Source organism: Streptomyces sp. NPDC043896 (assembly GCF_056435605.1).
The window spans coordinates 69636-81842 of sequence record NZ_JBWKEE010000019.1; the positions used below are offsets into that span (position 1 = coordinate 69636).

A 12207-nucleotide genomic window follows, 5' to 3' on the forward strand; every position below is an offset into this window, starting at 1 on the left:
CCATGTCCGTGCTGTCCTGAGGAGTGCAGGCCGTGCAACAGAACCGGGGGCCCAGGCCCCATCCCGTCCGCCCGACCGCCCCTGAGATACCCCCGGATGCCGGCGCCCCGCCCTCCGCACCCCGCCTCGTCGGGATCGACGCGGCCCGCGGCGTGGCCGTGCTGGCCATGCTCGCCGTACACGTCGGCCCCTCGCCGGAACCGAGCGGCGCCCGCTGGCTGCTGGTCGCCGCCGACGGCCGGGCACCCGCCGTGTTCACCCTCATCGCCGGGTTCTCGCTGGCGCTCGCCGCCCGGGGCTCCCGCCCCCGCACCCCCGGAGCGCTGCGCGCCACGTTCGTCCGGTGCGCGGTGCTCGGCGTACTGGGGCTGGTGCTGGCCGCGCTCGACCCCGGGATCCTGGTGATACTGACCTTCTACGCGGTCTACTTCCTGGTCGCGGAGCCCTTCGTCCGAATGCGTACCGGGGTGCTGGCCGTGACGGCCGCCGCCTCCGTCGTGCTGGGTCCCCTCCTCTCGTACGTCCTCGGGCCCGTCTTCGGCCACCGGGCGGGCGGGCGCGGGGGCACGCCCGAGCCGGGCGATCTGCTCAGCCTGCCGGGCCTCGCCCAGGCCCTGGACCAGCTGCTGCTCTCCGGCGCGTACCCGCTGCTCACCTACTTCCCGTACGTGCTGGTCGGGCTGGCCCTCGCCCGGCTCACCGGCCCGGCCCGGCAGGGCGGCCCGGCCCGGCCGGCGGCCGTACTGGCCATCGGCGGCACGGTCGCCGCCGTGTTCGGGTACGGCCTGTCCTGGCTGGCCCTCGGACCCGGCGGGGGCCGCGAGGCGCTGCTGCGGGCGATCGCCCACTGGCACCCCTGGGCCGTCGCTTCCCAGGACCCGGTCGCGGCCGTGCTCGGCAGCCAGGCCGGGGCGATACCCTCCACGTCCTGGCACTGGCTCCTGGTCGCCGGTCCCTACAGCCAGACCCCGCTGGAGACCATCGGCAACGCCGGCACCGGCGCCCTCCTGATCGCCGCCTCCCTGTGGTGCGCCCGGGCCACGGGTGCGGGGCAGGGCCTCGGCAGGCGCCTGGCCGGGCTCGCGCTGCGCGCGGCGGCCGCCGTCGGCGCGATGGCGCTGTCGGTGTACGTGCTCCACGCGCTGGCCCTGGCCGGGTTCGCGCACGGACGGTCGGGGTGGCTGGTACTCGCCGCCTTCAGTGCCGCGGCCGTGGTGGGCTGCCTGGCCTGGCAGGCGTACTGGCGAGACCGCCCGCTGCGCCGGGGGCCCGTCGAATGGGCCCTGCGCGAACTCACCCGCCTCACCACCCCACGGCCCCGGGACGCACGCGAGGCGTAGGCGGGACATCCCCGCGGGACGCCCCCGCGGGACGCCCGCCTACTGCCCCGCCTACTGTCCGGCCTTCGTCGGCACCAGGTCGAAGTGGTCCTCCTGGTACTGGAAGAGCAGGCAGTCCTCCCCCTTCTCGCATCCGCTCAGGTGCGGCTCGCCGGCGGGGAGGCGGTAGTAGGAGCCCGCCGGGTACTGGACGCGCCTGCCGTCGATGTCCGCGTAGAAGGTGCCCTTCAGGACGACGGTGGGGAGGTCCTGGCTGTGGACGTGCAGCGGGTTGTCCTTCCCGGCGGGGAACGAGACGAACGCCTCGTAAGCGCCGCTCCCCGCGAGGTCGCCCCGCACGTTGGCGTACTTCACCCCTCCCGTTCCGGGGAGTTCCCGCCATGTGCGGCCGGGCGCGGGGAAGGAGAGGAACTCGGAGCCGCCCTTCCCGGCGGCCGGGCTCGCGGGGCCCGTCGGGGAAGCGGCGGACGCGGCGGCGGTGGCCTTGCCGTCCGGGCCGTCCCCGGCCCCGGAACCGGAGGAACAGGCCGCCAGGACGGCGATCGAGGTCATGGAGGCGGCGATCGTGATGATCTTCCTCGCCACGGCACGCATGGGTGTCTCCTTACAGCTCGGCTCGGGTACGGACCTCATCGTGATCCACGGCCCGCCGGGCCCGCCATGACGAGCTCCCGGCGGATTCGGACACGCCCCGGACGCCCCGGACGCCCCGGACGCCCCGGACGTCGCGCGGAGCCCCTCCGGGCGTGGTGGACGACGACCCTGGCCAGAGGAAGTGTCTCGCCAAGTCGGCGGAGCCGCCGCGCCGCACACCGGGACCCCGCGCACGGTCGGCCACCACCTCTACCGGGCGTACCCCAAGCTCGGCATCGGCCGCCGGGGGGAGCTCGCCCGGCTCGTGTCCGCGCCGGGGCCGCGAGCGGAGGCCCCCGATGACCCTGGACACCGGCGTCGTGGTCCTCGTCTACGCTCCCGCCGCTTCCTGACGGGCTGATCCCCTAGAGTGCCCGCAAGGACGTTCGACCCGGAACGTCAGGGAGGGGACACAGACGTGGCATTCCGCAAACTCCTCAGCTCGCTCGGCATCAACGCGCCCAGTGTGGAGACCGTGCTGGGCAGCACGGCCGTACGCCCGGGCGACCAGCTGACGGCCAAGGTGACGGTACGGGGCGGCGGTGCGGACGTCCGCATCGACCGGTTCGCGCTGGAGGTCGTCACGCGCTTCGAGGACGACGAGACCTCCGAGACCGCGTGGAACAACCCGGGCGTGCTGCTCACCTGGCAGCCGGGGGACGGCGCGTTCACGCTGCACGCGGGTGAGACGCTCACCTGGGACGTGGCCTTCGACCTGCCCTGGGAGACGCCGCTGACCCACGCGCTGGGCCGCGCCGTCAAGGGCGGCAGGGTGGCCGTGCGGACCGAACTCGCGGTCGACAACGCGGTGGACAAGGGCGACTTCGACGAGTTCGAGGTCCACGCCCTGCCGGCCCAGGAAACGATTCTCCAGGCCTACCTGGACCTCGGCTTCCGGCTCGACGAGGCGGAGGTCAAGCACGGGGTGGTGAACGGCGGGCACAACTCGCAGGCCAAGCACTGGCAGGAGTTCGAGTTCTGGTACCCGGCCGGCTCCGGCCGGGACGAACAGCTGGAGACCGTGTTCATCGCGCGCGGGGACTCCCTGGACCTCGTCATCGGCTCGACGGGCCCGCACGCGTTCTCGTACGCCCAGGCGACCGACCAGGCCGGCACCACGGCCTGGCTGAAGGGGCTCCTGGCCAAGCACTTCGCCCTGTAGCCCACCCCCCGCCCCGGCCCCGCCGCCCTCACGACCGGCGGGGCCTACGGGTCCTAGGCGCGGTTGAGCCAGAGCTGGCCGGCCTCGCCGGTGCAGGGCAGCTGCCGGACCTCGCGCCGGCTGCCGTTCGGCATGCCGGCGTCCGCGAGGCAGAGTCCGCTGACCTTGCTCTTGATCATGGCTCCGCCGCTCTGCCAGACGAACTCCCACTTCTGGCCGTCGGTGTGGGTGCAGCTCCGCTGGACGATGAGTCCGGTCGAGTCGAGGGTGGTCGGCTGGACGCACATCAACGTCGCGTGACCCGGGTTGATGAAGGTGTACGGCTCGCCCAGGAGGGGATCGGTCCAGAACTTCTGGTGCAGCTCGTCCTTGCAGCTGAACTGCTGGATGACCGCGGAGTCGCTGAGCGATCCGGCCCGTACGTCCAGACACTTGCCGGTGCCGATGTTCGCCCACCTGTTCCGCGTGGCGACCGACGCCCCGGTGTCCGAGTTCCCGGAGTCGGCCTGGGCGGGCACGACCGGCAAGGTGGCCACCGACAGCATCGCGGCGGCGGCGACACCGGTACGAAGGACTGACGAACGCACGGATCCCATGGCAGAGCTCTCCCCATCTCGTCACACAAGCCGCAGAAGCAGCACTCGGCGGAAGAGTAAGGTCCGGCAACCGCCCGATGTGGGGTTCATGAGAGGGATGACCGAATGACGCCGCGGCCACGCCCCAGTACACGGGCTCCGTTGCGTCCGGCGTTCGGTGCCCCATGAGATGTGTCTCTGCAGACTTGCTCCGTGTTTGCCGGGCCCATGGGGATCGCCGTGTGGGACACGTTCAGTTGCCGAGGTCCTTCTTGATCTGCACCAGCGCCTCGTCCCACACGTCCCCTCCATCCGCCCAGGTCCACAGCCATTGGCGCAGAGACGGTGCTGCGTAGCGCAGGCCATCGTGAGGGTTCTGGCCCCAGTCCGGCTCCCAGCCGTCGGCGTCCCAGAGAAGCACCGGGTTGTCGATCGCCATCAGGGAGACGTACCACTCCATGGTGCAGCCGCCACCCGTCAGGAAGAACCACGACGCCGGTGGCCCCCATCCTGGCCGCTGGTCGTGGATGGCGGTTGCGCAGGGCCAGTCCTGGACGTGCCAATGCGGAACGCTGCGCGGTATCAGTGATGCGAGGCCGCCATCCGGCCCGAATCCTCCGTCACCGATTTCGGTGTAGATGCGTCGAAGCAACTCGGGCAGCGAATATCCGAGCTTCTTTTCCGCGTGCTCGACTTGGGCGAATGTGACAGGCGGGAAGGGCTTGTCGGGGAGGCTCATGCCGCGAGGAGGGATCATGCCTCCCGGGCCCCATGCGAGTGCATGCAGCCTCTCCAGGAGCGCGTCGTCGTCCGCAGCAGTGCGGTGGGTGGCATCGGTCACGATCCGGAACTGTAGTTTGGGGCAGGTGACGCGGTTGCCCCGCGGCGAGAGGTCACTTCGCAAGGCGAACGATCACGCGAAGAGAGCAAGGCTGCGAAACGAAGAGACCCGCGTCACAGGTCACTTGGCATCTGGCGTGAACGTCGGGAAGGCTTGGGCCATGTTTTCGGTAGTGCAGAACGTGGCGATCGACTGTGCGGATGCCTACGGGCTGGCCCGGTTCTGGAGCGGTGTGACGGGCCGTCCGGTGGATCCGGACGCCGGACCGGGTGACCGGGAGACACAAGTGCTGCTGGCGGAGGGTCCGGTCCTGTACTTCAACCAGGTGCCCGAGGCCAAGACGATCAAGAACCGCGTCCATCTGTGCCTGCGCCCCGAGACCTCACGCGACCAGGAGGTCGACCGGCTGCTGGCCCTCGGCGCCACCTTCGTCGCCGATCACCGCAACCCCGACGGGTCGGGCTGGGCCGTCCTCGCCGATCCCGAAGGCAACGAATTCTGCGTCCTGCGCAGCGAGTCGGACCGGGCCGCCGAGAACGACTGACGCCGGGGGCCGCACGGCACGCGGCCACAGCCGGCCCCTGATGCCCCCGCTCCGAGGACGGAGCGGGCGGGTGACGGGCGGCGTCCGCACCGCCCCGGCGCTGTCGGTCCCCGGTGTTAGTGTCGCCGCCATGGCAAACCGTTCCTATCTCTACTCCGCCGACTCGATGCCGAACGAGGCGGAGATTCCCCAGCGGGTCCTGTGCATATCCCAGCACAACTGGGACATCCCCCTCGCGCACCAGCTCATGGTGGGTCGCGGGACGACGGTCGTCCCGTCCATGATCTGGAACCCTCCGATCGGCATCGCCGCCGACTACGCCGGCGGGGCGGCCCTGCTCCGTGACCTCCTGCGCGAGGTGGGCAAGGGCCTGGAGGACGACGCCGAGTTCGCCGAATGCGCCGCCAGGACCGCGGCCCACCTGGAGAAGCAGCAGGCGAAGTACTTCATCCTCGAAACCGGGGAGGTCGTCTCGATGTCGAGCGACGATCCGGCGGAGAGCGTCCGGCGTCTGGCGTCCGAGGACATCCCCTCCGCCGTCGCCAGGGCGGAGGCGGCGATCGCGGGCCGGAACGACGACTGGCTGGCCTCGGTACGAGCCGACTGGCAGAGCCACTTCGGGTCCTTCTACAGCGAGGCGCTCTACTTCTCCTTCCCCGGCTGACGGTCCCCGCGGCGCGGTGCCGTGCCCTCCCGCCCCGGGGGGGGGGGGGGGGGGGGCGGAGCCCGAGGCCGTGGCGTGCGGACGGGTTCCCGGCGTGCGGACGGGCTCGCGGCGGTCGGCGGTCCCGGCGGCGGTGCCGGGCGGGTGAAGCACGGCCCGGCGGCCCGCCGCGTCGGCCGGCGGCGGCGTCTGCACGGGGCACCATGGCTGACGGGCTCAACAGCCGCCTCCCGCCTCCACATCCGATCCAGCCCTACGGGCCACGGGCGCGCGAGGCACCACGAAGACGGAGGACGGAGGAACGTCGTGCTGGCGCGAGTGGCGGTATGGCAGCCGATGCCGGATGACGACCGGCAGTGGGTGCTGGACGCGGTGGCCCGGGTACCCGGCGTCCACGGGGCCTACCATCTGGTCGACCCGGCCACGGGCAACGGGCTGTCGATCGCGTTCTACGAGGACGAAACGGTTCTGGAAGCCGCCCGCCAAGCCATCACGACGCGCGCCCAGGAGATCGGCTGGCACAATACCCCCCACCCCGGGCCGGCTTCGGAGACGATCTACCAGGTGATGCGGCACACGTGACTCAGCCGAAGAGGTCCAGGAAGTCCAGCCCGGACCCTTCGGAAGCCGCCCCGGAGCGGGCCCACGTCGGGCGCGGCTCCGGGTAGGTCTCCGTCGCGGCCCTCGCGCGGACGACGTCCGGCCCCCCGCACGCCCCGACCGCGAAGTCGCCGAAGACCTCCGCGAACGCGGCAGGGTCGCGGAACTCCACGCCGAACGCCCGGCCGTCCCGCAGCGGCACCCACACCACCCGGGTGGACCGTGTCCAGTCCCGCACCGGCCGGTCGTCGGCGGTCGACCATCCCTCCAGCCACAGCCGCGCCACGTGCAGCAGGTTCACCTCCTCCATCGGCAGCCGTTTGCGCCGCACCCGCAGTTCACGCGTCGTCAGCACGACCCACTGGTCCTTCCTCGCGTACCAGACGACGCCGATCCCGAACGGCACCCACAGCAGGACCCCGATCATCGGCACGACCACGGCGTCCCCCCACGACCGCAGCAGTCCGCCGTCCAGCAGGTACAGGGCCCCGAAGACCAGGACCCACTTCGCCGTCATCCGCCAGAACCCGCTGCCCTGCCGGTACAGCACCCGCCTCTTCCCTGTCCCAGACATGCCCGCACGCTATCCGCCCCGCCCCCGGCCCGGACCGCCCGCCCCCCCCCCCCGGCGGAGGCCGCTACGGTGGTCAGGATTCGAGAAGCCCCGGCAGCCGTACGGCCCCTAGCGTGGGGGTCATGGCAACCACGACTTCCACCGCGCCCCACACGTCCCTCGCGTCCGTCACCCTTGAGGTGGCCGACCCCGAGGCCGCTCTCCGCTTCTACACCGCCTTCGGCGTGGCCCCGTACATCCGGCTGCGGGCGTCCGAGGCGCACTCGACCGGCTTCCGCGGCTTCACGCTGGGGCTGACGGTGTCCGGTCCGGCCACCGTCGACGGCTTCCTCGGCGCGGCCGTGGACGCCGGCGCCACGGTGCTGAAGCCCGCCGCGAAGTCGCTGTGGGGCTACGGCGGCGTCGTCCAGGCCCCGGACGGCACGATCTGGAAGATCGCGACCTCCGCGAAGAAGGACACCGGCCCCGACACGCGCCGGATCGACGAGCTCGTCCTGCTGCTCGGCGTCGAAGCCGTCAAGGAGACCAAGAAGCTCTACGTCGGCCGGGGCCTGACCGTGGCCAAGAGCTTCGGCGGCAAGTACGTCGAGTTCGCCCCGGGCCAGGCCGGCCCCGTCAAGCTGGCGCTGTACAAGCGCCGCGCCCTGGCCAAGGACCTCGGCGTCCCCGTCGAGGGCACGGGCTCGCACCGCGTCGTCCTCGGCGGCGCCGCCGAAGCCTTCACCGACCCGGACGGCTTCACGTGGGAGGCCGCCGCGGAACCCGCCGCATAGCCCGTCCCCACGCCGCGCGGCCACGCGGGTGAGCTCCGGGAACCCCGCCGCCGAGGGTCAGCCGGTGGTGGAGGCGGCGTCACCGAAGGCGGCCGCGAGGGCTCGCGCGATGAGGTCCGGGAGGTCCGGCCGCCCGGCGTCCTCGGCCCAGCGCGTCAGGGCCGTGTGCATCGCCGCCAGGCAGGCGGCGGTCGCGGCCTGCGCGGCGAAGTGGGCGTCGGGGTCGGCGGTGTCGACGGCGAGGGCGCCGACGATGGCCTGTTGCAGCGCGTACTGACTGTCCAGGTGCCGGGCCCGCAGTGCCGGAGTGGTGGTCATGAGCCGGAGGCAGTCCAGCAGGAACCGTTCGTCCGCCGCCGGTTCCGCCCCCCGGCCGCCGGTCAGTGCCGCCGCCGCCTCGACGAGGGCACCCCCGACGCGGCGCACCAGGGGCTCCGCCGCCGAGGACGCGGCGACGCGCTCGGCGATGACCCGGGCCGGCTGCTCCACGAGGACGAGGTCCTCCTTGGTGGCGAAATGCCTGTACACGGTCATGGCCGAGACGCCGGCGGCCTCGGCGACGTCGGCCACCGTCACCGTGTCGTAGCCGTGACGGGTGAACAGGCGCACGGCGTTCCTCTGGATCGTGCGCCGGGTCTCGGACCGCCGGCGTTCCCGCAGGGTTGGCTGCTCTCCACGCATATGGTAGACACTAACATTGTGTTAGTCACTCACATCAACGGGGGCGGCATGGCGGACCGGGCGGACAGGACGGCTCTGGTGACGGGAGCGTCGCGCGGCATCGGGCGGGCGATCGCGACCCGCCTCGGGGCCGAAGGAGCCATGGTCATCGTGCACTTCGGCGCGGACGGCGGCGGGGCGGCGGCCACGGTCGAGGAGGTGGAACGCGCCGGCGGGACCGCGATGGCCGTCCGGGCCGAGCTGGGCGTGGACGGCGATGTCGAGACGCTCTTCGCCGGAGTCGAGGCCGCCTTGGCCGGCCGGCCGCTCGACGTCCTCGTCAACAACGCCGCGGCCGCGCCGGCCGGCCCGCTCGGCGTGACGACCCGGGCGGAGTTCGACCACCTCTTCGCGGTGAACGTGCGGGCGCCGTACTTCATCATCGAGCGCGCGCTGCCGCTGCTGCGTGACGGAGGCCGGATCATCACGATCTCCTCGGTCGCGACCCGGATGGCCAACCCGGCCCAGACGTCCTTCGCGATGACGAAGGCCGCGGTCGAGGCGATGAGCAGGACGCTGGCCAACCAGACCGGCCCCCGGGGGATCACGGTGAACGCGGTCGCCCCCGGCGCGACCAGGACCCCGGACAACTCCGCGGTCTTCGACGACGTGCCGGACCTCGCCGGACGGATCGCCGGCATGACCGCGCTCGACCGGCTCGGCGGGCCCGGCGACGTCGCCGACGTGGTCGCCTTCCTCGCCTCCGACGGCGCCCGCTGGATCACCGGCCAGGTCATCGACGCGAGTGGCGGACTGTTCCTCGGCCCGCGCGTCGGTGGTCACGGCCCAGGAGGGGCGTGACCGGGCGGCCGGCTCAGTAGGCGCCGATGGACCAGAAGACCCCGACCTCGTCGTCGGACACGGCGATGAGGCCCAGCTCCTCCAACAGGTCGAGGCCGTTGATGTACGCGTCGGTGATGAACTCGTGGACCCTCGTGCCCTTGAGGCCGGCCCGGACGAAGTCCCGGGCGGGGTCCGCCGCCGCGTCGAGGGCGTTCGTCCAGAACCGGGCGCCGGGGCCGTAGCGGTCCAGCAGGAACCGCGCGTCGGCCAGCAGCGCGTCGCGCTCCGGGCGGTCCCGTACGGGCCGCTCGTCACCCCAGTCCTCCGCCATGACGGCGAGCGCGGTGACGGCCCCCGCCGGCTCCAGCTCGTACAGGCGGTCCCGGAAGGCGGCGGCGGGCGGCGGGGCGAAGGGGTAGGCCGGCACGGCGTGGCGGGCGTCGTTCGTGTGGTCGGAGTCGAGCCGCAGCCAGCCGCGCGGGTCCGCGACCTCCCGGTGCATCAGGGCGAGCACGTCCTCGGCCCAGTCCTCGTGCCGGCGCGGACCGGTGGCGAGGAAGACGTACGAGTCCGTCAGCAGGCGCAGCGCCGCCGCGTTCCAGGGGCTGCGGCGGCGCCGCAGCTCCGTGACCGTGGTGCCGGCGCCGCGGGCGAACGCGTCGGCCGGGGAGCGCGGGATGCGGGCCAGCTCCGCGTACCCCCACCGCAGGAGCTCCGTGGCCGTGCCGTCCGCGGCGACCTCGGCCGGATCGCGCGGCGCCTCGGGGACGACGGCCCGGTTCCCCCGCCGGAGCTCGCAGGCGGCCCGCCACAGGTCTTCCAGGTGGGCGTCGAGGAGGTCGAGGGCGGTGCGGTCGTCGCGGTCGTCGTCTGCCGTGTTCACGGGCCGACCCTAAGCCGTCCCGGATCCGGCCCGGGCCCCGCCCCCGCCCGGTACGGCACCGCCGGGCGGGGGCGGGGCCCGGGCGCTCCTCAGAGGCGCTGCCAGAGCGCCGGGACGTTCGGCGGCTCCCAGCCGGCGACCGCGGTGTGCGCCTGCAGGCAGCGGTACGCGAGTCCCGCGTACGTGGTCCCGTCGCCGGCCCGGTAGGCCCGGCCCGGTGTCCAGGTGCCGGTGGGCGGGGTCGTCGGCGGGGGAGTGGTCGGCGGGGTGGTCGGGTCCTGTGGGACGTCCAGGACGAAGTCGAAGGTGCCTTCCCGGCCGGGCCCGGCCTGGCGCACGTTCATCAGCAGGCGGCTGTCGAAGAGGGAGTCCGTGTTGTTGCGCGGCTCGTCCGGGAAGTACAGCTGCGTGGTCACCACCCGGCGTCCGGGCGCCTGGAGTTTGACGTGGAGGTGGCGGGTGCGGCCGGGGTAGAGGCCCGGAACGACGGTGGTGAGGCTGAACGAGCCCTGCGCCGTGGTGAACTGGTGGCCGCGGAAGCGGTAGCCGCTGTTGTCGTACGCGCCGCTGTGGTCCGCCTGCCAGAAGTCGAGGAGTACGCCGGGGATCGGCAGGCAGCCCCGCCCGAAGACGTACCCGGTGACGGTGAGCCGGGCGCCCGGAGTACCGCTCGTGACCAGGGAGTTCCGCAGCGGGGAGTTGGGCTTGAAGTACGGGCCCTCCATCTGCTCCACCGTCGGCTCGTCGCCGTCGTGGCAGTCCGGGGTCGGGGCGAGGGCGGCGCCGCCCGTGACCGGATGCTCGCGGGCGAGCGCGACCGGCGCCCCGATCAGCAGCGGGGCGGCGCCGAGTGCGGCGGCGGCGCGCAGCACGGTCTTGCGGCTGACCCCGCGTTCGTTCCCCGTGGGTTCGGATTCGGATTCGGATCCGGATTCGGGTGCGGGTGCTGGTGCGGGTGCTGCGGTGGGCTCCTGGGGTGCGGGCATCGAGGCCTCCTCGCATGGACGGGTGGGGGTGGGCGCGCGAAGGGGGAGGACGGCCGGGCCGGACGGGACGGACCCTGGCGGGGACCCGTCCCGGGCGGGCCGGTCCGATCGCGGCCAGCAGCCAACCTACGGGCCGTCCGGATGCGCGGCGATGGACTCGATCCGGGGATCGTGGTGATTTCGACCGGCCCGGGCACGGAACTCGCCCGGCGACATCCCCGTCTCCCTCCTGAAGAACCGGCAGAAGTACGCCGGATCCGAGAAGCCGGCCAGGTGCGATATCCGGCGGATGGTCATGTCCGTGCCGGACAGCAGCCTCTTCGCCTCCAGCGTCTGCTGCTGCCGGATCAGGCTGCCCGGCGAACGTCCCGTGGCCCGCCGTACGAGCGTCTGGAAGTGCCCGGCGGACACGCCGAGCTCCCGGGCGTACCAGCCGACCGGCCGCTGCGCCGCTCCGGGCTCGCAGAGCAGCCGGCCGAAGGCGGAGGCCAGTTCCGCCGCCCGGTCGCCCGGCGGAAGCGGCGCGTCCGGTGGGGTGCCGGCAGCGCCGGGGGTCCGTGAGGCCCGGGCGATCAGGATGTGCAGGCAGGCGCGCAGCACGTTCTGGTAGCCGGGCCGCAGGTCCCGGTACTCGCCGCCCATCTCGGCCAGGAGCGCGGCGATCGGCGCGGCCTGGTCACCGGCCGGGTGGCCCGGCCGGCCGGCCAGTGCCCGCAGGGCGGAGGCGTCGTCCGCGTGGGGCAGGAGGAAGTCCTCGTTGAAGAGCACCACGTGCCCGGTGAGGTCGTCGGCCTCGGCCCAGTGGTGGACCTGGCCGGGGGTGATCACGCACAACTGCGGGGGCTCCACCGGCCGGCGGACCAGGTCCAGCACGTGCGCGCCGCTCCCGCCGGTCACGTAGACGATCTCGTAGAAGGTGTGCCGGTGCGGGAAGGCGGCGCGGGAGAGCGGGCCGATGGTGTCGAAGGTCCCGATCGCGAAGGGAAGCAGGTGGGGGAGGGGCACCTCAAGGCGGTGCAGGGGCAGGTCGGGGAGGCGGGTGTTCCGGAGCCGGTCCATCCCCGAAGTCTCCGGCCCACCCCTTCAACAGGTACAGACCAATCACGGACGAACGGCGGGCGAGCCGGAG

At 73.0% G+C, this 12207-nt stretch carries 15 protein-coding genes; 7 read left to right on the forward strand and 8 right to left on the reverse strand.

All coding sequences use genetic code 11. From position 1 onward, the window contains the following. Positions 1–32 precede the first annotated feature (32 nt). The gene (locus AC069X_RS25670; RefSeq protein WP_478731826.1) at positions 33–1340 is read left to right on the forward strand and encodes a heparan-alpha-glucosaminide N-acetyltransferase domain-containing protein; all 1308 of its coding nucleotides are present in this window, start codon (positions 33–35) and stop codon (positions 1338–1340) included. 51 nt (positions 1341–1391) lie between these two features. Here AC069X_RS25670 and AC069X_RS25675 read toward each other — a convergent pair whose 3' ends face one another. Beyond that, the gene (locus AC069X_RS25675) at positions 1392–1934 is read right to left on the reverse strand and encodes a cupin domain-containing protein (protein ID WP_478731828.1); all 543 of its coding nucleotides are present in this window, start codon (positions 1932–1934) and stop codon (positions 1392–1394) included. Between the two features lie 457 nt (positions 1935–2391). On the opposite strand from AC069X_RS25675, the gene AC069X_RS25680 reads away from it, so the two are divergent. Then, entirely contained in the window at positions 2392–3135 is a 744-nt protein-coding gene (locus AC069X_RS25680; protein ID WP_478731829.1) for a sporulation protein, read from the forward strand. Positions 3136–3188: 53 nt separating this feature from the next. On the opposite strand, the gene AC069X_RS25685 is transcribed toward AC069X_RS25680, so the two are convergent. After that, positions 3189–3722 (reverse strand): RICIN domain-containing protein, encoded by a 534-nt coding sequence (locus AC069X_RS25685; RefSeq protein ID WP_478731831.1) that lies wholly within the window; start codon positions 3720–3722, stop codon positions 3189–3191. Positions 3723–3963: 241 nt separating this feature from the next. After that, the gene (locus AC069X_RS25690) at positions 3964–4551 is read right to left on the reverse strand and encodes an SMI1/KNR4 family protein (RefSeq protein ID WP_478731833.1); all 588 of its coding nucleotides are present in this window, start codon (positions 4549–4551) and stop codon (positions 3964–3966) included. A gap of 160 nt (positions 4552–4711) precedes the next feature. On the opposite strand from AC069X_RS25690, the gene AC069X_RS25695 reads away from it, so the two are divergent. From AC069X_RS25695 to AC069X_RS25705, 3 genes are all read left to right on the forward strand, one after another. After that, entirely contained in the window at positions 4712–5095 is a 384-nt protein-coding gene (locus tag AC069X_RS25695; RefSeq protein ID WP_478731835.1) for a VOC family protein, read from the forward strand. 130 nt (positions 5096–5225) lie between these two features. Further along, positions 5226–5759, forward strand: a complete 534-nt coding sequence (locus AC069X_RS25700) for a DUF7822 domain-containing protein (RefSeq protein WP_478731836.1) — start codon at positions 5226–5228, stop codon at positions 5757–5759. Between the two features lie 306 nt (positions 5760–6065). Continuing rightward, positions 6066–6341, forward strand: a complete 276-nt coding sequence (locus AC069X_RS25705) for a hypothetical protein (RefSeq protein WP_478731838.1) — start codon at positions 6066–6068, stop codon at positions 6339–6341. A 1-nt stretch (position 6342) separates the two neighbouring features. Here the strand turns inward: AC069X_RS25705 and AC069X_RS25710 are convergent, their stop codons facing one another. Beyond that, positions 6343–6933, reverse strand: coding sequence for a hypothetical protein (locus tag AC069X_RS25710; protein ID WP_478731840.1), 591 nt, complete (start codon positions 6931–6933; stop codon positions 6343–6345). A 122-nt stretch (positions 6934–7055) separates the two neighbouring features. On the opposite strand from AC069X_RS25710, the gene AC069X_RS25715 reads away from it, so the two are divergent. Further along, the gene (locus AC069X_RS25715) at positions 7056–7706 is read left to right on the forward strand and encodes a glyoxalase (protein WP_478731842.1); all 651 of its coding nucleotides are present in this window, start codon (positions 7056–7058) and stop codon (positions 7704–7706) included. A gap of 57 nt (positions 7707–7763) precedes the next feature. On the opposite strand, the gene AC069X_RS25720 is transcribed toward AC069X_RS25715, so the two are convergent. After that, on the reverse strand, positions 7764–8387 hold the full coding sequence (locus AC069X_RS25720; protein WP_478731844.1) for a TetR/AcrR family transcriptional regulator: 624 nt from the start codon (positions 8385–8387) through the stop codon (positions 7764–7766). 48 nt (positions 8388–8435) lie between these two features. On the opposite strand from AC069X_RS25720, the gene AC069X_RS25725 reads away from it, so the two are divergent. Next, positions 8436–9227, forward strand: coding sequence for an SDR family oxidoreductase (locus tag AC069X_RS25725; RefSeq protein WP_478732000.1), 792 nt, complete (start codon positions 8436–8438; stop codon positions 9225–9227). Between the two features lie 13 nt (positions 9228–9240). On the opposite strand, the gene AC069X_RS25730 is transcribed toward AC069X_RS25725, so the two are convergent. The 3 genes from AC069X_RS25730 to AC069X_RS25740 all read right to left on the reverse strand — a co-directional run bounded on the left by AC069X_RS25730 (position 9241) and on the right by AC069X_RS25740 (position 12137). Then, the gene (locus tag AC069X_RS25730) at positions 9241–10092 is read right to left on the reverse strand and encodes a hypothetical protein (protein WP_478731846.1); all 852 of its coding nucleotides are present in this window, start codon (positions 10090–10092) and stop codon (positions 9241–9243) included. An 89-nt stretch (positions 10093–10181) separates the two neighbouring features. Beyond that, positions 10182–11078 (reverse strand): dioxygenase family protein, encoded by an 897-nt coding sequence (locus tag AC069X_RS25735; protein WP_478731848.1) that lies wholly within the window; start codon positions 11076–11078, stop codon positions 10182–10184. Positions 11079–11204: 126 nt separating this feature from the next. Next, complete coding sequence (locus tag AC069X_RS25740; protein WP_478731850.1) at positions 11205–12137, reverse strand: helix-turn-helix domain-containing protein; 933 nt, start codon at positions 12135–12137, stop codon at positions 11205–11207. Between the last annotated feature and the right edge of the window lie 70 nt (positions 12138–12207).

What these genes read in the sequence shown, in the direction of transcription:
- AC069X_RS25675 (WP_478731828.1), bottom strand. Translation starts at nt 1,934, where the DNA reads ATGCGTGCCGTGGCGAGGAAGATCATCACGATCGCCGCCTCCATGACC.
- AC069X_RS25695 (WP_478731835.1), top strand. Translation starts at nt 4,712, where the DNA reads ATGTTTTCGGTAGTGCAGAACGTGGCGATCGACTGTGCGGATGCCTAC.
- AC069X_RS25700 (WP_478731836.1), top strand. Translation starts at nt 5,226, where the DNA reads ATGGCAAACCGTTCCTATCTCTACTCCGCCGACTCGATGCCGAACGAG.
- AC069X_RS25710 (WP_478731840.1), bottom strand. Translation starts at nt 6,933, where the DNA reads ATGTCTGGGACAGGGAAGAGGCGGGTGCTGTACCGGCAGGGCAGCGGG.
- AC069X_RS25715 (WP_478731842.1), top strand. Translation starts at nt 7,056, where the DNA reads ATGGCAACCACGACTTCCACCGCGCCCCACACGTCCCTCGCGTCCGTC.
- AC069X_RS25720 (WP_478731844.1), bottom strand. Translation starts at nt 8,387, where the DNA reads ATGCGTGGAGAGCAGCCAACCCTGCGGGAACGCCGGCGGTCCGAGACC.
- AC069X_RS25725 (WP_478732000.1), top strand. Translation starts at nt 8,436, where the DNA reads ATGGCGGACCGGGCGGACAGGACGGCTCTGGTGACGGGAGCGTCGCGC.
- AC069X_RS25735 (WP_478731848.1), bottom strand. Translation starts at nt 11,078, where the DNA reads ATGCCCGCACCCCAGGAGCCCACCGCAGCACCCGCACCAGCACCCGCA.
- AC069X_RS25740 (WP_478731850.1), bottom strand. Translation starts at nt 12,137, where the DNA reads ATGGACCGGCTCCGGAACACCCGCCTCCCCGACCTGCCCCTGCACCGC.